The 23,331-nt window shown below is 59.1% G+C and carries 36 protein-coding genes and 1 pseudogene; 2 read left to right on the top strand and 35 right to left on the bottom strand.

What is annotated here, in order from left to right; all coding sequences use genetic code 11:
- The 3 genes and pseudogenes from P3T23_RS44710 to P3T23_RS44700 form a co-directional block, all read right to left on the bottom strand.
- Positions 1 to 311: pseudogene (locus tag P3T23_RS44710) on the bottom strand (c-type cytochrome biogenesis protein CcsB); the annotation flags it as partial.
- A 4-nt stretch (positions 312 to 315) separates the two neighbouring features.
- Positions 316 to 2,526, bottom strand: coding sequence for a cytochrome c biogenesis protein ResB (locus P3T23_RS44705; protein WP_429322429.1), 2,211 nt, complete (start codon positions 2,524 to 2,526; stop codon positions 316 to 318).
- Positions 2,527 to 2,644: 118 nt separating this feature from the next.
- On the bottom strand, positions 2,645 to 3,304 hold the full coding sequence (locus tag P3T23_RS44700; protein WP_429322428.1) for a c-type cytochrome: 660 nt from the start codon (positions 3,302 to 3,304) through the stop codon (positions 2,645 to 2,647).
- Between the two features lie 258 nt (positions 3,305 to 3,562).
- On the opposite strand from P3T23_RS44700, the gene yihA reads away from it, so the two are divergent.
- The gene (gene yihA, locus P3T23_RS44695) at positions 3,563 to 4,216 is read left to right on the top strand and encodes a ribosome biogenesis GTP-binding protein YihA/YsxC (protein WP_429322427.1); all 654 of its coding nucleotides are present in this window, start codon (positions 3,563 to 3,565) and stop codon (positions 4,214 to 4,216) included.
- Positions 4,217 to 4,435: 219 nt separating this feature from the next.
- On the top strand, positions 4,436 to 5,434 hold the full coding sequence (gene hemB, locus P3T23_RS44690) for a porphobilinogen synthase (protein WP_429322426.1): 999 nt from the start codon (positions 4,436 to 4,438) through the stop codon (positions 5,432 to 5,434).
- Between the two features lie 123 nt (positions 5,435 to 5,557).
- On the opposite strand, the gene dsbD is transcribed toward hemB, so the two are convergent.
- The 32 genes from dsbD to P3T23_RS44530 form a co-directional block, all read right to left on the bottom strand.
- Positions 5,558 to 7,420, bottom strand: a complete 1,863-nt coding sequence (gene dsbD / locus P3T23_RS44685; RefSeq protein WP_429322430.1) for a protein-disulfide reductase DsbD — start codon at positions 7,418 to 7,420, stop codon at positions 5,558 to 5,560.
- Complete coding sequence (gene cutA / locus P3T23_RS44680; RefSeq protein WP_429322425.1) at positions 7,413 to 7,745, bottom strand: divalent-cation tolerance protein CutA; 333 nt, start codon at positions 7,743 to 7,745, stop codon at positions 7,413 to 7,415. The genes dsbD and cutA overlap by 8 nt, the downstream gene beginning before the upstream one ends.
- 149 nt (positions 7,746 to 7,894) lie before the next feature.
- A complete protein-coding gene (gene rplQ, locus P3T23_RS44675; protein WP_429322424.1) occupies positions 7,895 to 8,290 on the bottom strand; it encodes a 50S ribosomal protein L17 in 396 nt (131 codons plus the stop codon).
- A 153-nt stretch (positions 8,291 to 8,443) separates the two neighbouring features.
- Positions 8,444 to 9,421 carry a DNA-directed RNA polymerase subunit alpha gene (locus tag P3T23_RS44670; RefSeq protein ID WP_133661201.1) on the bottom strand — a complete coding sequence of 326 codons (978 nt, stop codon included), beginning with the start codon at positions 9,419 to 9,421 and terminating at the stop codon, positions 8,444 to 8,446.
- 124 nt (positions 9,422 to 9,545) lie between these two features.
- Positions 9,546 to 10,169 (bottom strand): 30S ribosomal protein S4, encoded by a 624-nt coding sequence (gene rpsD, locus P3T23_RS44665; RefSeq protein WP_133661202.1) that lies wholly within the window; start codon positions 10,167 to 10,169, stop codon positions 9,546 to 9,548.
- A gap of 146 nt (positions 10,170 to 10,315) precedes the next feature.
- Positions 10,316 to 10,720 (bottom strand): 30S ribosomal protein S11, encoded by a 405-nt coding sequence (gene rpsK, locus P3T23_RS44660; protein WP_006052224.1) that lies wholly within the window; start codon positions 10,718 to 10,720, stop codon positions 10,316 to 10,318.
- 28 nt (positions 10,721 to 10,748) lie between these two features.
- Positions 10,749 to 11,114: a 30S ribosomal protein S13 gene (gene rpsM / locus P3T23_RS44655; RefSeq protein ID WP_006052223.1), complete on the bottom strand. Its 366-nt coding sequence runs from the start codon at positions 11,112 to 11,114 to the stop codon at positions 10,749 to 10,751.
- 41 nt (positions 11,115 to 11,155) lie between these two features.
- Positions 11,156 to 11,272, bottom strand: a complete 117-nt coding sequence (rpmJ, locus tag P3T23_RS44650) for a 50S ribosomal protein L36 (protein ID WP_004199844.1) — start codon at positions 11,270 to 11,272, stop codon at positions 11,156 to 11,158.
- A 19-nt stretch (positions 11,273 to 11,291) separates the two neighbouring features.
- A complete protein-coding gene (infA, locus tag P3T23_RS44645; protein WP_004521905.1) occupies positions 11,292 to 11,510 on the bottom strand; it encodes a translation initiation factor IF-1 in 219 nt (72 codons plus the stop codon).
- An 8-nt stretch (positions 11,511 to 11,518) separates the two neighbouring features.
- Positions 11,519 to 12,865 carry a preprotein translocase subunit SecY gene (gene secY / locus P3T23_RS44640; protein ID WP_429322423.1) on the bottom strand — a complete coding sequence of 449 codons (1,347 nt, stop codon included), beginning with the start codon at positions 12,863 to 12,865 and terminating at the stop codon, positions 11,519 to 11,521.
- 46 nt (positions 12,866 to 12,911) lie between these two features.
- On the bottom strand, positions 12,912 to 13,346 hold the full coding sequence (rplO, locus tag P3T23_RS44635; RefSeq protein WP_133661204.1) for a 50S ribosomal protein L15: 435 nt from the start codon (positions 13,344 to 13,346) through the stop codon (positions 12,912 to 12,914).
- 29 nt (positions 13,347 to 13,375) lie between these two features.
- On the bottom strand, positions 13,376 to 13,558 hold the full coding sequence (gene rpmD / locus P3T23_RS44630) for a 50S ribosomal protein L30 (protein WP_007180126.1): 183 nt from the start codon (positions 13,556 to 13,558) through the stop codon (positions 13,376 to 13,378).
- Between the two features lie 11 nt (positions 13,559 to 13,569).
- Positions 13,570 to 14,088: a 30S ribosomal protein S5 gene (rpsE, locus tag P3T23_RS44625; RefSeq protein ID WP_006052219.1), complete on the bottom strand. Its 519-nt coding sequence runs from the start codon at positions 14,086 to 14,088 to the stop codon at positions 13,570 to 13,572.
- A gap of 15 nt (positions 14,089 to 14,103) precedes the next feature.
- On the bottom strand, positions 14,104 to 14,469 hold the full coding sequence (rplR, locus tag P3T23_RS44620; RefSeq protein ID WP_094778387.1) for a 50S ribosomal protein L18: 366 nt from the start codon (positions 14,467 to 14,469) through the stop codon (positions 14,104 to 14,106).
- A 12-nt stretch (positions 14,470 to 14,481) separates the two neighbouring features.
- Entirely contained in the window at positions 14,482 to 15,012 is a 531-nt protein-coding gene (gene rplF, locus P3T23_RS44615) for a 50S ribosomal protein L6 (protein WP_429322422.1), read from the bottom strand.
- A gap of 20 nt (positions 15,013 to 15,032) precedes the next feature.
- Positions 15,033 to 15,428, bottom strand: coding sequence for a 30S ribosomal protein S8 (rpsH, locus tag P3T23_RS44610; protein WP_252984561.1), 396 nt, complete (start codon positions 15,426 to 15,428; stop codon positions 15,033 to 15,035).
- Between the two features lie 14 nt (positions 15,429 to 15,442).
- Positions 15,443 to 15,748: a 30S ribosomal protein S14 gene (gene rpsN / locus P3T23_RS44605; protein ID WP_133661207.1), complete on the bottom strand. Its 306-nt coding sequence runs from the start codon at positions 15,746 to 15,748 to the stop codon at positions 15,443 to 15,445.
- Between the two features lie 7 nt (positions 15,749 to 15,755).
- Complete coding sequence (gene rplE, locus P3T23_RS44600) at positions 15,756 to 16,295, bottom strand: 50S ribosomal protein L5 (RefSeq protein ID WP_133661208.1); 540 nt, start codon at positions 16,293 to 16,295, stop codon at positions 15,756 to 15,758.
- Positions 16,296 to 16,311: 16 nt separating this feature from the next.
- Positions 16,312 to 16,620 (bottom strand): 50S ribosomal protein L24, encoded by a 309-nt coding sequence (gene rplX, locus P3T23_RS44595; RefSeq protein WP_429322421.1) that lies wholly within the window; start codon positions 16,618 to 16,620, stop codon positions 16,312 to 16,314.
- Between the two features lie 9 nt (positions 16,621 to 16,629).
- Complete coding sequence (gene rplN, locus P3T23_RS44590; RefSeq protein ID WP_006998478.1) at positions 16,630 to 16,998, bottom strand: 50S ribosomal protein L14; 369 nt, start codon at positions 16,996 to 16,998, stop codon at positions 16,630 to 16,632.
- Between the two features lie 289 nt (positions 16,999 to 17,287).
- Entirely contained in the window at positions 17,288 to 17,560 is a 273-nt protein-coding gene (gene rpsQ / locus P3T23_RS44585; protein WP_133661209.1) for a 30S ribosomal protein S17, read from the bottom strand.
- Complete coding sequence (gene rpmC, locus P3T23_RS44580) at positions 17,557 to 17,751, bottom strand: 50S ribosomal protein L29 (RefSeq protein WP_007180130.1); 195 nt, start codon at positions 17,749 to 17,751, stop codon at positions 17,557 to 17,559. The genes rpsQ and rpmC overlap by 4 nt, the downstream gene beginning before the upstream one ends.
- A gap of 10 nt (positions 17,752 to 17,761) precedes the next feature.
- Complete coding sequence (gene rplP / locus P3T23_RS44575) at positions 17,762 to 18,178, bottom strand: 50S ribosomal protein L16 (RefSeq protein WP_007180131.1); 417 nt, start codon at positions 18,176 to 18,178, stop codon at positions 17,762 to 17,764.
- A 2-nt stretch (positions 18,179 to 18,180) separates the two neighbouring features.
- A complete protein-coding gene (gene rpsC / locus P3T23_RS44570) occupies positions 18,181 to 18,978 on the bottom strand; it encodes a 30S ribosomal protein S3 (protein ID WP_429322420.1) in 798 nt (265 codons plus the stop codon).
- A gap of 11 nt (positions 18,979 to 18,989) precedes the next feature.
- Positions 18,990 to 19,319, bottom strand: coding sequence for a 50S ribosomal protein L22 (rplV, locus tag P3T23_RS44565; protein ID WP_007730533.1), 330 nt, complete (start codon positions 19,317 to 19,319; stop codon positions 18,990 to 18,992).
- A 12-nt stretch (positions 19,320 to 19,331) separates the two neighbouring features.
- Positions 19,332 to 19,607 (bottom strand): 30S ribosomal protein S19, encoded by a 276-nt coding sequence (rpsS, locus tag P3T23_RS44560; protein WP_004199273.1) that lies wholly within the window; start codon positions 19,605 to 19,607, stop codon positions 19,332 to 19,334.
- Positions 19,608 to 19,617: 10 nt separating this feature from the next.
- Positions 19,618 to 20,445, bottom strand: coding sequence for a 50S ribosomal protein L2 (rplB, locus tag P3T23_RS44555; protein WP_429322419.1), 828 nt, complete (start codon positions 20,443 to 20,445; stop codon positions 19,618 to 19,620).
- Positions 20,446 to 20,447: 2 nt separating this feature from the next.
- Positions 20,448 to 20,762, bottom strand: a complete 315-nt coding sequence (rplW, locus tag P3T23_RS44550) for a 50S ribosomal protein L23 (RefSeq protein WP_429322418.1) — start codon at positions 20,760 to 20,762, stop codon at positions 20,448 to 20,450.
- Complete coding sequence (gene rplD, locus P3T23_RS44545; protein WP_090537177.1) at positions 20,759 to 21,379, bottom strand: 50S ribosomal protein L4; 621 nt, start codon at positions 21,377 to 21,379, stop codon at positions 20,759 to 20,761. The genes rplW and rplD overlap by 4 nt, the downstream gene beginning before the upstream one ends.
- On the bottom strand, positions 21,379 to 22,038 hold the full coding sequence (gene rplC / locus P3T23_RS44540; protein ID WP_429322417.1) for a 50S ribosomal protein L3: 660 nt from the start codon (positions 22,036 to 22,038) through the stop codon (positions 21,379 to 21,381). The genes rplD and rplC overlap by 1 nt, the downstream gene beginning before the upstream one ends.
- A gap of 188 nt (positions 22,039 to 22,226) precedes the next feature.
- Entirely contained in the window at positions 22,227 to 22,538 is a 312-nt protein-coding gene (rpsJ, locus tag P3T23_RS44535) for a 30S ribosomal protein S10 (RefSeq protein WP_006998489.1), read from the bottom strand.
- A gap of 127 nt (positions 22,539 to 22,665) precedes the next feature.
- Positions 22,666 to 23,331: EF-Tu/IF-2/RF-3 family GTPase (locus tag P3T23_RS44530; protein ID WP_429322416.1), on the bottom strand; the 666-nt coding region annotated here is incomplete at its 5' end.

Raw genomic sequence — 23,331 nt, 5'->3', positions numbered from 1 at the left:
ATGGCAAACAGCGACAGCACGGCGATACCCGCGATCAGCAGACGCGCGGGCTTCCAGCGCCAGCCGAGCACCACGAAAACCGGCACGGCGCACACCAGCACCAGCTTGTCGTAATAATTCATGTACGGGTGATAGCGCGAAAGCGCAAAACCCGCACCGGCAACCATCGCAAGCGCGAACAGCCAGTCGAAAACGCCAAGACGCTTCAAAAACGGACGGTCGTCGAGAAGCGCCGCGTGATTCGCCATGTCGGCGAGGCCGCTGCGACGCGAAGACGAAGAGGAGGAGGAAGAAACCTGAGACAAGTCCATGATCTTACCGGGTCGAATCCTGTGAGCCTGCCGACTTCGGCGCGCCCTCTGGCGCGGCGGCGGCGGATGCATCGGTGGGGTTGACGCCCAGCACGACGCCGACTGCGTCGCGTGTCTGGGCAAATTCTCTCTCGAAATCGAGTGTCTTGCGCGCGCTCGACATCGCCATCACGACGTTCACGCCGTGTTCAGTATCTTTGAGCCAGAACCAGAGGCGCCTTTCACGCACGTAGAACATCGAGAAGATGCCCAACACGAGGAGCAGGCTGCCAAGATACACGACTTTTTTGCCAGGTGCGCGGGTCAGCTGGAATACCGAGGCCTGGATCTGCTTGAAGGAATCAAGTTGCAGGTAGACCGGCGATCCGTACAAAAAGCTGTCAGATAGCGCGTTGATCGAGCTTTGCACGAAACGGGTGGTGTCCGCATCCGGCTTCACATCCGGTTCACCGGCCTGTTCGCGGGACAGTTGCCACAGATCCCACATCGAGCCTTCCAGCATGCGCAGAAGCAGGCCCGCGGCCTTTTCCTGCTCGGCCTTCGGTATCGAATGGTCAATGAACGCAGCAATCGCCTGGAACCCACCGACGATCTGCCCGTTTGAAGCCTTGCCTTCAGTCTCATCTCCGCCCGCAAAGAGGGTCAGTACCCGGGACGCGCTTTCTTCGAGATGCTGTTGAAGCTCCTGATTCGAGCCCGGCACCGAGCGCTGTGCGAAGCGGTGTGCGGCTTGCGCGCGCATCGTCGGATTTTCGAGCGTCGCGCGCAGATTCATCCATTCCTTGACGGTGCCGCCGGCGTCGGCGGGAATGCGGAGGTAGCGGAACGGATCGTCCGGGTTCGTGCGCATGCCGGCGAGGAACATGCGCTCGCCATTCACATCGACGGGCAGCATGTAATTGTTGTACTCGCGCGCCTGGCCATCCTTGTCGCGCACCTTGTACTGCACCGACGGCCCGACATTGTGCAGATCCATCGGCTTCGATGACTTCGCGCCGGAGCCGAGGCGCTCGTCGAACGCTTCCTTCAGCGAGTGATGCGCGGCCACGCCGCGCACGTCGTTCGCGCCGCTGCCGTTCGAGATGTTTTCGACGTTGATCGCACGGAAATCGGTGAACTCGATGGTCTGCCCGTCCGCACCTGCCATCGACGCGATGAGCGCAGCCGTGCCGCCAATCGCGCCGCCGAACGGCACGGTCTTCGCGGTGTTGCCCGTCATCGGGTAGGCCGTCATCTGCATTTGTGAGCCGCCGTCCTGGAAGCTGGACTGATAGATCGACACGCCGTCGTACTCGAACGGCTTGTTCACCTCGACGCGCGCGGGAATGCGCGCGCCGGTCTTATGATCGATCACGACGATATCGCTCGCGAAGAGCTTCGGCATGCCAGTCGAGTAGTAGTCGACGATGAACTTGTTCAGTTCGATCGAGAACGGCAGGTCCTGGATCAGCGAGCCGTCCTGCTGGTTCAGGATCGCCGTCGATACGTGTTGCCCTTCCGGCACCCAGGCGTAGCCGCGGAACGTCGGATTCGACTGCGACATGCGGTGTTCAGGCGGGATGTCGTTGATGACAGTGTTGCTGCGGATCGGCGTCTTGTCGAAGAGCCACATCTGGAGCTTGATCGGCAGGTTGCTGTCGAGCAGACCGCCGAGACAGATCACGACAATCGCAAGGTGCGCAAAGATGTAGCCGAGCCGGGTCATCGCCCCGCGCTTCGCCGCGATCAGCGTGGCGCCGTCCGTTTCGCGCGTAACGAATTTATAGCCGAGTTTGCCCGACAGCTTCGCCAGCAGTGCAACGGTCTGCGCGCGCGTGCCGTGCACAGCGAACTCGCCCTTGTGATGAAACGCACGAAGGCTGCCTTCGCGGACCTTGACCTTCCAGCTCTTCATGTCGGCGATCATTTTCGGCGCGTTGCGGATCACGCACAGCGAGACCGACACGATGAGAAAACCGAGGATCAGCATGAACCACCAGGCGCTGTACACGTTGTACAGGCTCAGCGAGCGGAAGATGTCTGCCCAGAACGGGCCGAACTGATTGACGTAGTTGGGATACGGATCGTCCTGGGTGAGGACGGTGCCAATGATGCTCGCGATCGCAAGGATCACGAGCATCGCAATGGCGAAGCGCATCGAACCCAACAACTCGACCGCACTGCGCATCGCGCGCTTGCCCGACTTCAACTGCAAACCCGACGTGGTGACGCTCATTCAAACTCCGACTGAACAGCAAAAAAGGGTGGAGGGCCATCGTCTCGTGACGACGCCCCCACCCTTTTCTTATTTTTTACCGGCCTGGACGGGCCAGTTGCACCTGCGTGCGGACTTCCTAGTGCAAGCCCGCGATGTAATCGGCGACTGCCTTGATCTCGCTATCCGACAAGCGGTTCGAAACCGTGTGCATCGCTTCGTTGTTGTTGCGAGCACCGGGCCCTTGCTGGAACGCGGTCAGCTGCGCGACCGTGTAATCCGACCACTGCCCCGACAGACGCGGGTACTGAGACGGAATTCCTTGCCCCGTCGGGCCGTGACAGCTCGCACACGCCGGCACACCCTTGTCCGCAATACCGCCGCGATAGATCCGCTGACCCATCGGAACCGTATTCTTGTTGTGTGCGTAGCCGGGTTTCGGTAGCTGCGCTGCAAAGTACGCGGCCACGTTGTTCATGTCCTGATCGGATAGCGCGGCTGCCATGCCCGCCATGATCGCATTGTTGCGCGCCGGCTGCTTTGCGCCGGGCTGCGTCTTGAAATCCATGAGCTGCTTCACGAGGTACTCGGGATGTTGACCCGCGAGCTTCGGATACGCACCACCGGCACTGTTACCGTCCGCACCGTGACACGAAGCGCAAACCTGCGCCGCAATTGCCTGCCCCCGATTCACGTCCGGTTTTGCCGGATCTGCTGCTCTTGCCCCCGCTACCCAACCCAAACCTGAAAGACCTGTCGCTACCTGAAGCACCATCAGAGACTTGAACAGTCGATTCATTCGCACACCCTGTTTCGTCTTGTGGGAATTAGAGGTTCTGCAAAATACGACGGCGACCGCTTGAAACGCACTGCATGAAACACATCACCGGCTTGCACGGCTTTTACCGCTGATTTGCACTGCGGAGACTCGCTCCTCGCCCCACAGGTCTTCAGTAAACCGTCGTATTGTACAATAACTCCCTAATCGCGAAGACGCCAGTCGGGCTTGCCCCGTCCCCAATCCGGGCCACCGGGCGTCTCACACCCTGGTTCCCTCATGTCCTTCCTGCTCCACCAAGCCCGCTTCTTCACGACCGTCAATCATCTGCGTGATCTGCCGGCGACGTCTCAACCCGAGGTCGCCTTTGCCGGGCGCTCCAATGCAGGGAAGTCGACCGCCATCAACCTCCTGTGCAACCAGAAGCGCCTCGCCTTCGCCAGCAAAACGCCAGGGCGCACACAGCACATCAACTATTTCTCGGTGGGGCCGGCGGCAGAGCCGGTCGCTCATCTGGTCGATCTGCCAGGCTATGGCTATGCCGAGGTTCCCGGCGCTGCGAAGGCGCACTGGGAAGCGCTCCTGTCCGCTTATCTGCAATCGCGAGCGCAGTTGCGCGGCATGATTCTGATGATGGATTCGCGTCGCCCTCTGACCGACCTCGATCGAACGATGATTGAATGGTTTGCGCCTACCGGCAAGCCGATCCATACCCTCTTGACGAAGTGCGACAAATTGTCGCGGCAGGAAAGCGTGAATGCTCTGCGTTCGACACAAAAGGGCCTCGCCGAGTATCGCGCCGCCGGCTACCAAGGCGAGTTGACCGTACAGCTGTTTTCCGCCCTGAAACGCATTGGGCTGGACGAAGCGCACGAGCTGATCGAAAGCTGGGTGGCGCCTACGTCGGCCGACGAACCCGCTGCGACGGAATAAGCTGGCACTACTTTTCGTCGCCCATAAAAAAACCCGCCGCTAATGACGGCGGGTCAAACAGCCTAATCGAAAAAACGACAGGCACCCGCTCAGGGAGGAGAAGCGGGGAGGTCAGCGCAAGGCGCCTTGCTCGAACGCTATGATATACCATTGTCTCAAAAAGGTTTCGGGAAGGCGGAGGGGCAAGTTTTTCTTCAATCTCCACGCACGACATTCGATATGAGCTTCTATCCGCACCACCGTCCGCGCCGCATGCGCCGTGACGATTTCTCGCGTCGCCTGATGCGCGAAAACATTCTCACTACCAACGACCTGATCTATCCGGTATTTGTCGTCGAAGGCACGAACGTGCGACAGGCTGTGCCGTCCATGCCGGGCGTCGAGCGTGTGTCGGTGGATCTGTTGATGGGCGTGGCCGAACAATGCGTCGAACTTGGCGTGCCGGTCATTTCGCTGTTCCCGGCCATCGAGCCATCGCTGAAGACGCCGGATGGGCGCGAAGCCACCAGCGCGGCGGGCCTGATTCCGCGCGCGGTCCGTGAACTGAAAAAGCATTTCCCCGACCTTGGTGTGCTGACTGACGTGGCGTTGGACCCGTATACGAGCCACGGCCAGGATGGCGTACTCGACGAATCGGGCTACGTGATCAACGACCAGACCGTCGAGATCCTGGTCGAGCAGGCGCGTGCGCAAGCTGAAGCGGGTGTTGATATCGTCGCTCCTTCGGACATGATGGACGGCCGGATCGGCGCGATTCGCGAGATGCTTGAAAGCGAAGATCACATTCACACGCGGATCATGGCTTATTCGGCCAAGTTCGCGTCGGCCTTTTACGGTCCCTTCCGTGACGCCGTCGGTTCAGCGACGAATCTCGGAAAGGGCAACAAGATGACGTATCAGATGGACCCGTCGAATTCCGACGAAGCCCTGCGCGAGGTGCGCATGGATATCGAGGAGGGCGCGGACATGGTGATGGTGAAACCGGGCATGCCGTACCTCGACATCGTCCGCCGCGTGAAGGATGAGTTCCGTTTTCCGACTTACGTGTATCAGGTGAGCGGCGAATACGCGATGCTTAAGGCCGCATCGCAAAATGGCTGGCTCGATCACGACAAGGCGATGATGGAGTCGCTGCTGGCGTTCAAGCGCGCAGGTGCCGATGGCGTGCTTACATACTTCGCGCTCGATGCAGCGAGGATCCTGCGCTCGCAGAAGTAATCGCGCGGCGCGCGTTGACCAGCTAGTGCATGTAAAGAGGCGTTTCGCTCAGGGCGAAACGCCTCTTTTTGCGCTGTTATGTTCGCCATGCGCGGTGGTCGCCCGGCCGATCGAAATCGACGGCTAGGACTTCGACGCTGCTGCGCGATCAAGACTGCGCAGGAAAACATCGGCAGGTTCATATCCCACCACGCGCAATACCTCCTTGCCGCCCCGATCGAAGAAGATGATCCCGGGCGGTCCAAACAGGTTGAAGCGCTTGAGCAACGCCTGATCGTCTGTGTTGTTGGCGGTGACGTCCGCCCGCAGCAGGTGAAGTTGCTGCAGTTTCGCGTGGACGCGCGGGTCGCTGAAGGTGAATTTCTCCATTTCCTTACAGCTGACGCACCAGTCCGCATAGAAATCGAGCATCGCCGGCTGAGCTGCTGTCTTGACCGCCTGATCCAGTTCCCCGGACGAGCGAACTGGCGCGAACGCGGGTTCATCTACTCGCGTGCCGGCAGCCGCCTGGCCACGCGCCGCAAGCACCGCCAGCGGACGCAGCGGATCGGACGAACCGGCGGCAACGCCGACCAGCAGTACCGCCGCCCAGATTGCGAGCGCCGCGCCGACACCGCGGCCGAGCCTGCGCCATATTGAGCTTCCACCTGCATTCGGCGTGAAAAGTCCCAGCGAGGCGGCCGCCACCAGCAGCCACAGCGCGCTCAGCAGCATTTGTGCCGCTGACGCAAGCACGGGCCAGACGATCCACAGTGCAGCCGCGAGCAATACGACCCCGAAAAATACCTTCACGCCGTCCATCCACGTGCCGGCGCGCGGCAACAACGTCCCTGCGCCAACTCCGATGACCAGAAGCGGCACGCCAAGTCCTATGCCCATCGAAAACAGCGCGGCACCGCCAAGCACTGCGTTGCCCGTGTGTGCAATGAACGCTAGAACGGCGAATAGGGGCGCCGTCATGCACGCACCGACCACGAGCGCCGATAACGCGCCCATCCCCGCCACGGCCGCGAATTTGCCTCCCGAGCGGCCCTGCGATACGCGCGAGGCGCCATCCTGCCAGCGCTGAGGAAGCGCGAGATCGAAACCCGCGATCAACGTGAGTGCAAAGCCGGTGAGCAGCACCGCGAACGCCCCCAGCACCCAGGGATTCTGCAACCACGCCCCGAGGCTCTGTCCGACAAGCGCAGCGGCAACCCCAAGCGCCGTGTAGACAAGCGCCATACCGACCACGTAGGCGAGCGACAGCGCGAACCCGCGCGCCCGCGTTACCTTGGCGCCCTCGCCGATGATGATTGCTGAGAGGATCGGAATCATCGGATACGAACACGGAAGAAGGCTCAACACGACGCCCGCGACGAAATACAGCCCCATGATGGCAAGGAAACCGCCTCCTTGCAGCAGAGATGCCGCGTAGTCGGCGCTCGTCGCGCGTTGGTACCAGGATTCCCCCTCGGACGGTTCCAAGGCAGCGGTCAGCGACGACGGGCCGGCAACAGCGTTTGCGCCCGAATCCGCCGCCTTCAGTGCTGCGCCGCTCACGTGATACACGCGTTCCATCGGCGGATAACAGATACCCGCATCGGCGCATCCCTGCGAGGTGACCGCCAGGTCAAAAGCACCTGAGGCCGATTTGACCGGGATGTCAATCGTCAGGTCACCGCGATACGTTTCGACGTTTTTCTGAAATGTATCGTCGAACTTGACGTGCCCGGCAGGCAAGCGGGCGTCGCCGAGGCTCACGGCTCCGTTACGCGTCGCGAAATTGAAACGCTCACGGTACATGTAGTAACCGTCGGCGATTTTGTAGTGAACAACGACTTCGCCGGGTTGCTCGCTCGCGCTGAATTTGAAAGCGACGTCTGGGTCGAGAAAATCGTCCGCAGCGTGGACTGCGCCGGCAAACGGCAGCGCGAGAAGGAAACACACTGACAATGCGACGGCACGCAACACAGCGCGTGCATGCCGGTTCAGGCGATTAAACATGAAGAGAGCGTTGAGTTTCGGCATTGACCCACTGGCCGTATCCGGCTGAGGCGGTCGCTTGCCATGAAAGGATTTCGGGAGTGTCGTACGGATGAAGCGTCTGGATCAACTGTTCGAGCTCCAGCGCCCGTGCGACGCTTGTCTTGAAGAGCAACTGGATTTCATCGGCGGATTCGAGCTTGCCCTGCCAGTGATAGTTCGAACGCACCGAGCCGAGTTGCGTCACGCATGCAGCGAGCCGGGTGCTCAACGCCGCGGACGCAAGCTTTTGCGCACTTTCCGCATCAGGCACCGTCGTCAGGATCAACGTTACATTCACACTCACAATGGGCTCCGCTGGGTCAAGAATCCACTGACCCTATCGTATCACCCGGACCAATAACGCCGCTTTGAGGCGCAGCACCAACACGTGATCGCGGAAAGCAAAAAAGCCAGGCAAATGCCTGGCTTTTTTGTTGGGTATTGCCGCGATGCTTATTCCGCTTCCTGCACGTCGTCCGCTTCAACGACATCCGGGCGGTCCAGCAGTTCGACCAGAGCCATCGGCGCGTTGTCGCCTACGCGGAAACCGAACTTCAGGATGCGCAGATAGCCACCAGGACGATTCGCGAAGCGCGGGCCAAGCACGTCGAACAGCTTCGTGACCGAGTCACGATCGCGCAGGCGGTTGAACGCCAGACGACGATTTGCCAGCGACGGCTTTTTGCCGAGCGTGATCAGCGGCTCGACGACTTTACGGAGTTCCTTCGCTTTCGGCAGCGTGGTCTTGATGACTTCGTGCTCGATCAGCGAGTTGGACATGTTACGGAGCATTGCCAGACGGTGGCTGCTCGTGCGGTTCAGTTTCCGCAGACCATGACGGTGACGCATTTCAGTTTCCTTGATTCAAAGTTTTGGTCCAGCTCTTCTATCGCGCTCGCCCGATCCTGAGATCGGCGAGCGCACGGGCCGGTAGTGAAAAAAGCAAGACGCGGATTTTAAAGGAAAATCCGCGTCTTTGCCAGTCGCGGTACAGCGTGCGAATTACTTGTCGAGGCCAGCCGGCGGCCAGTTTTCGAGCTTCATGCCGAGGGTCAGACCACGCGAAGCGAGTACTTCCTTGATCTCGTTCAGCGACTTGCGGCCCAGATTCGGCGTCTTGAGCAGCTCGTTTTCCGTGCGCTGGATCAGGTCGCCAATGTAGTAAATGTTCTCGGCCTTCAGGCAGTTCGCGGAACGAACCGTCAATTCGAGGTCATCAACCGGACGCAGCAGGATCGGATCGATCTGCGGCGCACGCGACGGTGCTTCCGCCGTGGCTTCCGTGCCTTCCAGAGCTGCGAACACCGACAATTGATCAACCAGAATACGCGCCGATTGACGGATCGCCTCTTCCGGCGAAATCACGCCGTTGGTTTCAATGTTCATCACGAGCTTGTCGAGGTCAGTACGCTGTTCGACACGCGCGCTTTCCACTGCATAGCTCACGCGGCGAACCGGCGAGAAAGACGCGTCCAGCACGATGCGGCCGATGATCTTGGCCGACTCGTCGCCATAGCGACGCACGTTACCCGGCACATAGCCGCGGCCCTTTTCGACTTTGATCTGCACGTCGAGCTTGCCGCCCTTCGACAGATGCGCAATCACGTGATCCGGGTTGATCACTTCGCAATCGTGAGCAAGTTCAATGTCGCCAGCGGTGACAACGCCTTCGCCTTCCTTGCGCAGTGTGACCGTCACTTCATCACGGTTATGCAGCTTGAACACCACACCCTTCAAGTTCAGCAACAGGTTGACCACGTCCTCCTGCACACCGTCGAGCGTCGAGTACTCGTGCACGACGCCTGCGATCGTGACTTCGGTCGGCGCGTAGCCAACCATCGACGAAAGCAACACACGCCGAAGCGCGTTACCCAAGGTGTGGCCGTAACCGCGTTCAAACGGTTCCATGACCACTTTCGCATGGCTCTCGCCGAGCGATTCAACTGCAATGATCTTGGGCTTCAACAAACTGGTTTGCATAGGTTTTCCTTTTCAATACCCTCGGCTCGTTACACCGATAAGGCTGACCGGTAACAACCTGAAAATAAACAGCCGAGGCTCCCCCTTGCGTAACGCAATCGGGGTGCCCCGGCCGTCAATCCGATTACCGCGAATACAATTCGACGATCAGGCTTTCGTTGATATCGCCAGCGATGTCGCTACGTTCCGGCATTTGCTTGAACGTACCTTCGAACTTCTTCGCATCGACAGCGACCCAGCTCGCCAGACCGCCCTGCTCAGCCAGCGACAGCGCTTCGACAATACGCGCCTGCTTCTTCGACTGTTCGCGCACGGCAACCACATCGCCCGACTTCACTTGCAGCGACGGAATGTTAGCGACCTGGCCATTCACCATGATTGCCTTGTGGCTCACGAGCTGGCGCGCTTCAGCGCGCGTCGAGCCGAAGCCCATGCGGTACACGACGTTATCGAGACGCGACTCGAGCAATTGCAGCAGGTTTTCACCCGTGTTGCCTTTGCGGCGGTCTGCTTCGGCGAAGTAACGACGGAACTGGCGTTCGAGGACACCGTAGATACGCTTGACTTTTTGCTTTTCGCGCAGCTGCGTGCCGTAATCGGACGTACGGGCGCCCGAGGTGCGGCCATGTTGGCCCGGCTTGCTGTCAAGCTTGCACTTGTCAGCGAGCGAACGACGGGCGCTCTTCAGGAAGAGGTCAGTGCCTTCACGGCGGGAGAGCTTGGCTTTAGGGCCGATATAGCGTGCCACTTTGCATTCCTTCTATGATAAATCACGCGAATTTAAGTTCGCGCTAGTCCGAACCCTTTGGGTCGAACGGTGGGCTTAGTCAATTCAATAACGCCAGCAGCCTGCCGCCGCGTAAAGCGGCAACAGGCGCTAGCAAAAACGACGTCTTAGATACGACGACGCTTCGGCGGACGGCAGCCGTTGTGCGGCACCGGCGTCACGTCGGAGATCGCGGTGATCTTGATGCCAAGACCATGCAACGCGCGCACCGCGGACTCACGGCCAGGGCCTGGGCCCTTGATCCGCACTTCGAGGTTCTTTACGCCGTATTCCATCGCCACGCGGCCAGCCGATTCCGCTGCAACCTGTGCTGCAAACGGCGTCGACTTACGCGAGCCCTTGAAACCCTGGCCACCCGACGTTGCCCAGGCAAGTGCATTGCCTTGACGATCGGTGATCGTGATGATGGTGTTGTTGAACGACGCGTGAACGTGAACCACGCCCTCGGCGACGTTCTTCTTGACCTTCTTGCGAACGCGTTGCGCCGCGGAGTTGTTCGAAGCCTTAGCCATTACGTTTTCCTGTAACTGTCAGTTCCGCTTACTTCTTCAGCGATTGCGCTGCACGACGCGGACCCTTGCGCGTACGGGCATTCGTACGCGTGCGCTGGCCGCGCAGGGGCAGACCCTTGCGATGGCGCACGCCACGATAGCAGCCGAGATCCATCAGGCGCTTGATGTTCATCGTCGTTTCACGGCGCAGATCGCCTTCAACGATGAACTTGCCGACTTCTTCACGCAGCTTTTCGAGATCTGCGTCGTTCAGGTCTTTGACCTTTTTCGAAAATGCCACACCAGCGGCGACGCAAATGTCGCGCGAACGCGTGCGGCCGATACCGTAAATCGCCGTCAGGCCGATTTCGGTGTGCTGGTGGTTCGGGATGTTAACCCCTGCGATACGAGCCATTGTTTTTCCTCAAACAAAAAGCGCAAGCAAAAGCGCGGCGTTCAGCCTTGACGCTGTTTGTGGCGCGGATCAGAGCTGCAAATCACGCGCACAACGCCCTTGCGCTTGATGATCTTGCAATTGCGGCAAATGCGCTTAACCGATGCCATCACTTTCATGATATTACCCTTTTTCAAATCACTTCGCCCGGAACACGATCCGCGCACGCGACAGATCGTAAGGCGTCAATTCAACCGTCACCTTGTCGCCCGGCAGAATACGGATATAGTGCATCCGCATCTTGCCGGATATGTGTCCCAATACGACATGGCCGTTTTCCAGCTTTACCCTGAAGGTAGCGTTAGGCAGGTTTTCGATGACTTCACCCTGCATCTGGATTACATCGTCTTTGGCCATAAGTCCTTTCAACGCATCGGGACGCCGCCGCCTTTGAAATTGGCTTTCTTCAGCAGCGATTCATACTGTTGCGACATAACGTACGACTGCACCTGCGCCATGAAGTCCATTGTGACGACGACAATGATCAGCAGCGACGTTCCACCAAAATAAAACGGCACGTTCCAGCGCAGCACCAGAAACTCCGGCAGCAAGCAAACGAACACGATGTAGATCGCACCGGCCAGCGTCAGACGCGTGAGGATGCGGTCAATATATCGCGCCGTCTGATCGCCCGGACGGATGCCCGGAACGAAAGCGCCGCTTTTCTTCAGGTTGTCGGCCGTTTCCCTGCTGTTGAACACCAGTGCGGTGTAGAAAAAACAGAAGAACACGATCGCCAACGCATACAACAACACGTACACCGGTTGGCCTGGCTTGACGGCCTCGGCCACGTTATGCAGCGTGTCACCGAACCAGCTGTTACGTGACCCTGAACTAAACCAGTTCAGGATGGTTGCCGGGAAGAGAATGATCGACGACGCAAAGATCGGCGGAATCACACCCGACATGTTCAGCTTCAGCGGCAAATGCGAAGACTGGCCGCCGTAAATTTTGTTGCCGACCTGCCGCTTGGCGTAATTCACAAGAATCTTGCGCTGGCCGCGTTCGATGAACACCACCAGATACGTCACAGCAGCAATCAGAAACACCACAATGATCGCGGAGATGATGCTCATCGAGCCGGTTCGCACCAGTTCGAACAGACCACCAATTGCGTTCGGAAAACCGGCCGCAATCCCGCCGAAAATGATGATCGAGATGCCGTTGCCGAGCCCGCGTTCCGTGATCTGCTCACCCAGCCACATCAGGAACATCGTGCCCGTGACAAGCGTCACAACCGTCGTCAACCGAAACACCATGCCCGGATCGAGTACCAATCCCGGCTGGTTTTCCAGCGCGACTGCAATGCCAAACGCCTGGAAGGTTGCCAGCAACACGGTGAAGACCCGCGTGTACTGCGTAATCTTCCGCTGACCTGCCTGCCCTTCCTTCTTCAACGCTTCGAGCTGCGGCGAAACAATCGCCAGCAACTGCATGATGATCGACGCCGAGATATACGGCATGATCCCAAGCGCGAAAATCGTGAACCGCGAAAGTGCGCCACCCGAAAACATGTTGAACATGCCAAGGATGCCGCCCGACTGGCTTTGGAACAGCTTCGCCAGTTGGTCCGGGTCGATACCCGGCACCGGAATATGCGCACCGATACGGTAGACGATCAGCGCCATGAGCAAAAAAACTGCTCGTCGACGCAGATCGCCAAACTTCGCCGCGCTTCGACCGGGTTTTGCGAGACTCGGGCTGTTAGCCAAGTACGTTCTCCGATGCAAATGCTAGTGACGGCAATCGACTTGCGCGTTACTCGGCAAATGAGCCGCCGGCCGCTTCGATAGCAGCGCGCGCACCCTTCGTCGCACCCAGACCCTTCACAACGATCTTGCGCTTCAGCTCGCCCGTCGCGATGATCTTGGCGCTCCTCGTCAGCTCGCCAACCAGACCGGCTTGCTTCAGAGCCAGCAAGTCGATTTCGTCGACCGGCAGCTTTTCCAGATCAGCGAGACGCACTTCACCGACGAATTCCTTTGTCAGCGACGTGAAGCCACGCTTCGGCAGACGACGTTGCAGCGGCATTTGACCGCCTTCGAAGCCAACTTTGTGGAAACCGCCCGAACGCGATTTCTGACCCTTGTGACCACGACCTGCGGTCTTGCCGAGGCCGGAGCCGATGCCGCGACCAACGCGACGCTTTGCGTGCTTCGCGCCTTCAGCCGGCTTCAGGTTATTCAATTCCATTATCAACTCCTTGAGTCCCGGTCAGCCGCTTAGCTGATGACCTTAACGAGGTACGAAACCTTGTTGATCATGCCGCGCACAGCCGGCGTGTCCTGCAACTCGCTAACCGAGTTGAGTCGGCGCAGGCCCAGACCACGCACCGTCGCACGATGCGTTTCGCGGGTGCCGATCAGGCTCTTGACGAGCTGGACCTTGACAGTTTTATCAGACATGGTGTCCACCTTTAGCCCAGAATATCTTCGACGGACTTGCCACGCTTCGCCGCGATGTCGCCCGGCGTCGACTGCTTGCGCAGACCGTCGAGCGTTGCACGAACGAGGTTGTACGGGTTCGTCGAACCGTGGCTCTTGGCCACAACGTTCTGCACGCCCATCACGTCGAACACAGCGCGCATCGGGCCGCCAGCGATCACACCGGTACCGTCCTTCGCCGGGGCGAGGAGGACCATCGATGCGCCGTGCTTACCGTGCACTTCGTGCTGCAGGGTGCCGTTTTTGAGCGGCACCTTGAACATGTTGCGGCGAGCCTGCTCCATTGCCTTCTGGACAGCGACCGGCACTTCCTTCGCCTTGCCCTTGCCCATACCGACGCGGCCATCACCGTCGCCAACCACGGTCAGCGCGGCGAAACCGAGAATCCGGCCACCCTTCACGACCTTGGTCACGCGGTTGACCGAAATCATCTTTTCGCGAAGGCCGTCGTCGCGTTCGTCAGCCTGAACTTTCGCTTGCATCTTTGCCATGACGAATTCCTTCCCTTAGAACTTGAGCCCGGCTTCGCGCGCCGCATCAGCCAGCGCCTTCACGCGGCCGTGGTAGCGGAAACCCGAGCGGTCGAAGGCGACGGATTCGATGCCGGCAGCCTTAGCCTTTTCTGCAATGCGCTTACCGATCAGGGTAGCAGCAGCAACGTTGCCGCCCTTACCCGTCTTGTCGGCCAGTTGCGCACGCACTTCGGCTTCGAGCGTCGACGCGCTGGCGAGCACCTTGGTGCCGCACGGCGAGAACACTTGCGCATAGATGTGCGTGTTCGTGCGATGCACGGCGAGACGCGCGACCTGCAGCTCAGCGATCTTGATACGCGTCTGACGAGCGCGGCGCAGGCGAGATTGAGTCTTATCCATGATTGCGCACCCTTACTTCTTCTTCGTTTCTTTGAGGATCACAACCTCGTTGGCGTAACGCACGCCCTTGCCCTTGTAGGGCTCCGGCGGACGATAGCCGCGCACTTCTGCCGCGACCTGGCCAACTTGTTGCTTACTGATCCCCTTGATCACGATTTCGGTTTGCGTCGGGGTTTCAGCCTTGACGCCTTCCGGCATCTGGTGCACCACGGGGTGCGAGAAACCCAGCGACAGGTTCAGCTTGTCGCCTTGCGCCTGTGCGCGGTAACCGACGCCAACCAGCGTCAGCTTGCGCTCGAAACCCTTCGTCACGCCGTTCACCATGTTCGCAACCAGCGCGCGCATCGTGCCCGACATCGCATTCGCTTCGCGGCTGTCGTCAATCGGCTCGAACTTCAGCGTGCCGTTGTCGTTCACCACTTTAACGAGGCGGTTTGCAGCCTGCGTAATCGTACCCAGCGGGCCCTTCACGGTGATACGCTCATCGCTCAGAGCCACTTCTGCGCCTTGCAGCGCGACAGGGCTTTTACCTACTCGAGACATGTTTCTCTCTCCTTTCGGCCTTAAGCGACGTAGCAGATGACTTCGCCGCCAACGCCCGTAGCGCGCGCCTTGCGGTCCGTCATCACGCCCTTCGGCGTCGATACGATTGCCACGCCGAGGCCATTCATGACCTGCGGGATGTCGTTACGGCCGCGGTATACACGCAGGCCAGGCTTCGAGACGCGCTCAAGGCGCTCGATGACCGGACGGCCAGCGTAGTACTTCAACGCGATGTTCAATTCCGACTTCGCACCTTCAGACTTCACTGCGAAATCGTCGATATAGCCTTCGTCCTTCAGGACCTGCGCAATCGCAACCTTGACTTTCGACGAGGGCATCGCCACCGAAACCTTCTCGACCATCTGCGCGTTGCGGATGCGAGTCAGCATATCGGCGATAGGATCACTCATGCTCATTTACGTTTCTCCTATTACCAGCTCGCCTTGGTCAGGCCAGGGATCTCGCCGCGGAACGCGATTTCGCGAATCTTGTTACGCGCCAGCCCGAATTTACGGAACGTACCGCGCGGACGACCAGTGATGGCGCAACGGTTGCGCTTACGGGTCGGGTTAGAGTTACGCGGCAGTTGCTGCAGTTCCAGACGGGCTGCATAACGCTCTTCATCCGACTTGCTTTGGTCGTCGATGACGGCCTTCAGCTCGGCGCGCTTGGGAGCGAACTTTGCAGCAAGGCGAGCGCGCTTCTTTTCACGTTCGATCAGTGCCAGTTTAGCCACGGTAACCTCAGTTTCTGAACGGGAACTTGAAGCTGGCGAGCAGTGCCTTTGCTTCGTCGTCGGTCTTCGCAGTCGTCGTGATGCTGATGTTCAGCCCACGCAGCGCGTCGATCTTGTCGTAATCGATTTCGGGGAAAATGATCTGCTCTTTCACACCGATGTTGTAGTTGCCACGACCGTCGAACGCACGACCCGACACGCCACGGAAGTCACGCACACGCGGGAGCGCAACCGTCACGAAACGGTCCAGAAATTCGTACATTGCCTGACCACGCAACGTGACCATTGCACCGATCGGATAGCCCTGACGGATCTTGAACCCAGCGATTGCCTTGCGTGCCTTCGTGATAACCGGCTTCTGGCCAGCAATCTTCGTCAGGTCGCCGACGGCGTTTTCGATGACTTTCTTGTCCGCGATTGCTTCACCGACACCCATGTTCAGGGTGATCTTGGTGATGCGCGGCACTTCCATCACAGACTTGTAACCGAACTTCTCGATGAGGCCGGGTACAACCTTCTCTTTGTAAAATTCTTGCAAACGAGCCATTTTTTACTCCGCTGCGTCAGGCGCTCAGCTCGGCACCGGTCGTCTTAAGGAAACGGACTTTCTTGTCTCCTTCGACCTTGATGCCTACACGCGACGCCTTGCCATTCGCGTCGACCAATGCGACGTTCGAAATTTGCAGCGGCATCGTCTTGGCTTCCACACCGCCCGTCGTACCCTTCATCGGGTTCGGCTTTACATGCTTCTTGACGAGATTAATACCCTCGACTGTCACATGGTTTTCGCCAACGGTCAGCACGATGCCGCGCTTGCCCTTGTCCTTGCCGGTGATGACGATAACTTCGTCACCTTTGCGAATCTTGTTCATCGCGACTCCTTACAGCACTTCCGGTGCCAGCGAGACGATCTTCATGAATCGTTCGCTACGCAACTCACGCGTGACCGGCCCAAAAATGCGGGTGCCGATAGGCTCGAGCTTGGTATTCAAAAGCACGGCGGCGTTGCCATCGAACTTGATTAGCGAGCCGTCTTGACGACGCACGCCCTTGGCGGTGCGAACCACCACGGCGTTATAAATTTCGCCTTTCTTTACGCGCCCGCGCGGCGTTGCCTCTTTGACGGTCACCTTGATGATGTCGCCAATGCTGGCATAACGACGCTTCGAGCCGCCGAGCACCTTGATGCACATGACTTCACGCGCACCCGTGTTGTCGGCCACTTCAAGCCGAGTTTCGGTCTGGATCATGGTTTATCTTTCCCAACTTAATCCGGTCACACCACCATGGCGCACCCGGTCAGTCTTGGTCCCGTCAGCCAATCGGCTGCTTGGGTTAGAACAGCAGCGACGGCAAACGAAACCCGCCATCGCAATCCGGTGAATCCTTCGGAGCAGACTGGCGCCTGAACCGCTTCCCCCACCAACTTCGCCCGCGACGGGGCTCCCACAAAGAGGGAAGACCGAAATTATAACAAATAATCTCGGTCTTGCAAGCGAAACTTACTGCGATTTCAACTGCTTCTACAACTTTGCGGCGTCAGATGACGCGAGCAGCCTCAACCAGGCGGGACACAACCCAAGCTTTCGTCTTCGAAATCGGACGCGTTTCCTGGATTTCAACGAGGTCACCCTCGTTGTACGTGTTCGCGTCGTCGTGCGCGTGGTACTTCTTCGAACGCACAACGTACTTGCCGTAGATCGGGTGCTTCACGCGGTGCTCGACCAGCACGGTGACCGTCTTGTCCATCTTGTTGCTGACGACCTTGCCGACCAGCGTCCGCTTGAGCGAGGTTTTTACGCTATCGTTCATTTCTGGTTCGCCTTCTCAGTCAGGACGGTCCGCACACGGGCGATGTCGCGACGAACCTTCTTCAGCTGGCTCGTGTTCGTGAGCTGCTGGGTCGCGAGTTGCATGCGCAGGCCGAATTGCGCCTTCAACAGGTCCGACAGCTCCTTGTTGAGCGCGGCCTGATCTTTCTGGTGAAGTTCGGAAGCCTTCATCATTTACTCCTTAGGCGCCGAGCTGGCGCACGATGAACGTCGTCTTCAGCGGCAGCTTCGCTGCAGCCAGACGGAACGCTTCGCGTGCCAGCTCTTCGGTTACGCCGTCCATTTCGTACAGCATCTTGCCCGGTTGAATCTCCGCGACGTAATACTCCGGGTTACCTTTACCGTTACCCATACGTACTTCCGCCGGCTTGTGCGAGATCGGCTTGTCCGGGAAGATGCGGATCCAGATGCGGCCACCACGCTTGATGTGGCGGGTCATGGCACGACGCGCCGCTTCAATCTGGCGCGCGGTCAGACGGCCGCGACCGATAGCCTTCAGACCGAATTCACCGAACGACACCGCGTTGCCGCGGGTTGCGATACCGGTGTTACGACCTTTCTGCTCTTTGCGATACTTTCTGCGTTTCGGTTGCAGCATCGTTATTCTCCAGTCTTCCCGTCGCCACCAGCGCGACGAGGAGCGCCACGGCGTGCACCTGCCGGGCCACCACCTTCACCATCGCGACGCGGACGGCGATCGCCACCCGGACGTGCGTTGCGGCGCGGACGCTTTTCTTCGGCGACTTCTTCCACCGCCGGAGCATCATTGCGGCCGAGCGTATCGCCCTTGTAGACCCACACCTTCACGCCAATGATGCCGTAGGTCGTCTTCGCTTCCGAAGTTGCGTAGTCGATATCGGCGCGCAGCGTATGAAGCGGCACGCGACCTTCGCGATACCATTCCGTACGGGCGATTTCGATACCATTCAGACGGCCAGCGCTCATGATCTTGATGCCCTGAGCACCCAGACGCATTGCGTTTTGCATCGCACGCTTCATCGCGCGGCGGAACATGATCCGGCGCTCGAGCTGTTGCGTGATCGAATCAGCGATCAATTGCGCATCGGTTTCCGGCTTGCGGATTTCCTCGATGTTGACGTGGACCGGAACGCCCATGCGGCGCTGCAGTTCCGTCTTCAGCAGTTCGATATCCTCGCCCTTCTTGCCGATGACCACACCCGGACGCGAGCTGTAAATCGTGATGCGCGCGTTTTTCGCCGGACGCTCGATGACGACACGGCCAACCGAAGCGTTCTTCAGCTTCTTCTTCAGGTATTCACGAACACCGATGTCTTCCTGCAACATCGCCGCGAAATTGTTGTTGTTCGCGTACCAACGCGACGCCCAATTGCGGCTGACGGCCAAACGGAAGCCAGTCGGATGAATTTTCTGTCCCATCGTATGACTCCTTAATTCCCGACCGTCACAGTGATGTGACAGGATTGCTTCTCGATGCGGTTACCGCGGCCTTTAGCGCGCGCAGTAAAACGCTTGAGAGAGGCAGCCTTGTCGACGTAGATGCTCGTAATCTTGAGCTCGTCGATATCGGCGCCTTCGTTGTGCTCCGCATTCGCGATCGCCGACAGCACGACCTTTTTCACGATTCCCGCAGCCTTCTTCGGCGAGAACGTCAGAACGTTCAACGCCTTGTCGACCGGCAAACCGCGGATCTGGTCAGCCACAAGGCGCGTTTTCTGCGCCGAGATGCGGGCACCGCGATGAATTGCTTTCACTTCCATCTTGATAGCCCCTTATTTCTTGGCCTTCTTGTCGGCCGCGTGACCCTTGAACGTCCGGGTCAATGCGAACTCGCCAAGCTTGTGGCCGACCATGTTTTCCGAGATGTACACCGGAACGTGTTGACGGCCGTTGTGCACGGCAATCGTCAGACCGATGAAATCCGGGAGGATCGTCGAACGACGCGACCAGGTTTTGATCGGCTTCTTGTCACGCGAAGCTGCAGCCGCCTCAACTTTCTTCAGCAAATGGGCGTCGCAGAACGGACCTTTTTTTACAGAACGTGCCATTGCCTACTCCTTAACGCTTGTGACGGCGCTGGACGATCATTGTCGTCGTGCGCTTGTTGCTACGGGTGCGATAACCCTTCGTCGGGGTACCCCACGGGCTCACCGGATCCCGACCTGCAGCCGTCTTGCCTTCACCACCACCGTGCGGGTGATCGACCGGGTTCATTGCAACGCCACGCACCGTCGGGCGGATGCCGCGCCAGCGGTTCGCGCCAGCCTTACCGATTTGACGGAGGCTATGCTCTTCGTTGCCCACTTCACCAATCGTCGCGCGGCACTCAACGTGAACGCGGCGGATTTCGCCCGAACGCAGACGAACCTGCGCGTAGGTGCCTTCACGAGCCAGCAACATCGCCGACGTACCAGCCGAACGCGCCATTTGCGCGCCCTTGCCCGGCAGCATTTCGATGCAGTGGATCGTCGTACCAACCGGAATGTTGCGGATCGGCAGCGTGTTACCTGCGCGGATCGGCGCTTCCGAACCGGACATCAATTGCTGTCCAACCGTCACACCCTTCGGAGCGATGATGTAGCGACGCTCGCCGTCTGCGTACAGAACCAACGCAATGTTTGCGCTTCGGTTCGGGTCATACTCGAGACGCTCAACCTTTGCAGGAATGCCGTCTTTCGTACGACGGAAGTCGACGATACGATAATGCTGCTTATGACCGCCACCCTTGTGACGGGTCGTGATATGGCCGTTGTTGTTACGGCCGGCGGTCACGCTCTGGGAATCGAGCAGGGGTGCGTACGGCTTACCCTTATGCAGATCCTTGTTGACCACCTTGACCATCGCGCGGCGGCCCGGCGAAGTCGGCTTAACTTTAACGATTGCCATGATTACTTGGCCTCCGCTTCAAAGTTGATTTCCTGGCCGGGCTTCAGGCAGACGTATGCCTTCTTCACGTCCTTGCGCTTGCCCATGAAGCGGCCAAAGCGCTTGGCTTTACCCTTCTGGACGAGCATGTTGACGGAATTGACTTCCACCTTGAACAGCAGCTCAACGGCAGCCTTCACTTCCTGCTTCGTGGCATCCGGCGCGACTTCGAACACAACCTGCTCGTTCTTGTCGGCCACCAGCGTCGCCTTTTCGGAGATCACCGGCGCGAGCAGGACCTGCATCAAACGATGATCGTTCTTGCGAATCTCGCTCATGACAGCAACTCCTCGATCTGGGCGACCGCAGCCTTCGTAATCAGGATCTTCTTGAAGTAGATCAACGAGAGCGGGTCGGCGTAACGCGGCTCGACAACTGCCACATGGGCGAGGTTGCGCGACGCGAGGTACAGGTTTTCGTCAACCGTGTCGGTGATCACCAGCACGGAGTCGAGACCCATCGCCTTGAATTTTTCGGCCAGCAGCTTCGTCTTCGGTGCTTCGAGCGTCAGCTCGTCGACCACAGAGATACGGCCTTCGCGAGCCAGCTGCGAGAAGATCGAGCAGAGACCTGCACGATGCATCTTCTTGTTGACCTTGTGCGAAAAGTTTTCTTCCGGCGAATTCGGGAAAATACGACCACCGCCGCGCCACAACGGGCTCGACGACATACCGGCACGGGCACGACCCGTACCCTTCTGGCGCCACGGCTTCTTGGTCGTGTGCTTGACCTGCTCACGATCCTTCTGCGCGCGGTTGCCGCTACGGGCATTCGCCTGGTAGGCCACTACGACCTGGTGAATCAGGGCTTCGTTGTAGTCACGGCCGAACACGACGTCCGACGCGCTAACAGCCGCACCTTCCTGACCATTGGCATTCAGGAGCTTAAGTTCCATTATTTCGCTCCTTTCACGGCGCGAGCCTTCACAGCCGGCGTCACGAAAACCTTACCGCCCTTCGCACCGGGAACAGCACCCTTGACCAGCAACAGCTTGCGGTCTGCGTCGATACGAGCGATTTCGAGGTTTTGCACCGTTACCGTATCGTCACCCATGTGACCGGTCATGCGCTTGCCCGGAAAAACACGACCCGGATCCTGCGCCATACCGATCGAGCCCGGCACATTGTGCGAGCGCGAGTTACCGTGCGATGCACGGCCGGATGCGAAGTTGTAACGCTTGATGGTACCGGCGTAGCCCTTACCAATCGACACGCCTTGCACGTCGACCTTCTGGCCCACTTCGAAAAGGTCGGGACCGACCACGGTGCCGTTCGACAGCTCGGCGGCCTTGGCGGCATCGATCTTGAATTCTTTGAGGATTTCACCGGCTTCAACACCGGCTTTGGCGAGATGACCGGCCAGCGGCTTCGTCACACGCGATGCACGGCGCGTACCGAATGCAACCTGAACGGCCGTGTAGCCGTCGGTTTCAACAGTCTTGATCTGCGTCACGCGGTTGTCGGACACGTCCAGCACGGTAACGGGAATCGAATCCCCTTCAGCCGTGAAGATACGGGTCATGCCAACCTTGCGACCTACGAGTCCAAGGCTCATCGTTTTCTCCATTCCCGACTGCGATTGGTCGGGGCTAATTTACAAAATGCCAGCGTTTTTCGACTTGAAGCGCACCGGCTTTTTTGCGCGAATGCGCGAAAAGCCTAGAAGTATAGCAAGGCTTTTCGTTTTCTGCAAGCAATCAAAGACTTAGCGACACCCAACAAGCCGGGAGTCGGCAGGAAGCCTTACTGCAGCTTGATCTCCACGTCCACGCCAGCCGGCAGGTCGAGCTTCATCAGCGCGTCGACGGTCTTGTCCGTCGGGTCGACGATGTCCATCAGGCGTTGGTGAGTGCGGATTTCGAGCTGGTCGCGCGAGGTCTTGTTGACGTGCGGCGAACGCAGGATGTCGAAACGCTGGATACGGGTCGGCAGTGGCACCGGACCACGAACGATAGCGCCAGTCCGCTTTGCCGTATCAACGATTTCGGCCGCCGATTGATCGATCAGACGATAGTCGAAAGCCTTCAGGCGAATGCGGATTTTCTGGTTCTGCATGACGATTCCTTGTAAAGAGCGAGGCGGCGTTGCGCCACCAAACGAAAAAAGAACGTAGGACCGGACACCCACTGAGGGCGGGTGCCCGGCCCCGGGCACCAATTACTGCAACTGCAAACCTTCGATTTTACTCGATGATCTTGGCGACGACACCGGCGCCGACGGTACGGCCACCTTCACGGATGGCGAAGCGCAGGCCTTCTTCCATCGCGATCGGCGCAATCAGCTTCACCGTGATCGACACGTTGTCGCCCGGCATCACCATTTCCTTGTCCTTCGGCAACTCGATCGAACCCGTCACGTCCGTCGTACGGAAGTAGAACTGCGGGCGATAGTTGTTGAAGAACGGCGTATGACGACCGCCCTCGTCCTTGCTCAGCACGTACACTTCTGCCGTGAAGTGCGTGTGCGGCGTGATCGAACCCGGCTTGGCCAGCACCTGACCACGCTCCACGTCTTCGCGCTTCGTGCCGCGCAGCAGGATACCCACGTTGTCGCCGGCCTGACCCTGGTCGAGCAGCTTGCGGAACATTTCCACGCCCGTGCAGGTCGTCTTCACCGTCGGCTTGATACCGACAATTTCGATTTCCTCGCCGACCTTCACCACGCCACGCTCCACGCGGCCCGTCACCACCGTGCCACGACCCGAGATCGAGAACACGTCTTCCACCGGCATCAGGAACGCACCGTCAACTGCGCGCTCCGGCGTCGGGATGTACGTGTCCAGCGCGTCGGCCAGGTTCATGATCGCCACTTCACCCAGTTCGCCCTTGTCGCCTTCCAGCGCCAGCTT

It is taken from the genome of Paraburkholderia sp. GAS448, assembly GCF_050435685.1.
GTDB lineage: Bacteria > Pseudomonadota > Gammaproteobacteria > Burkholderiales > Burkholderiaceae > Paraburkholderia.
The sequence above is the reverse complement of the archived record's forward strand: the minus strand, read 5'-3'. Positions and strand labels throughout refer to the sequence as shown.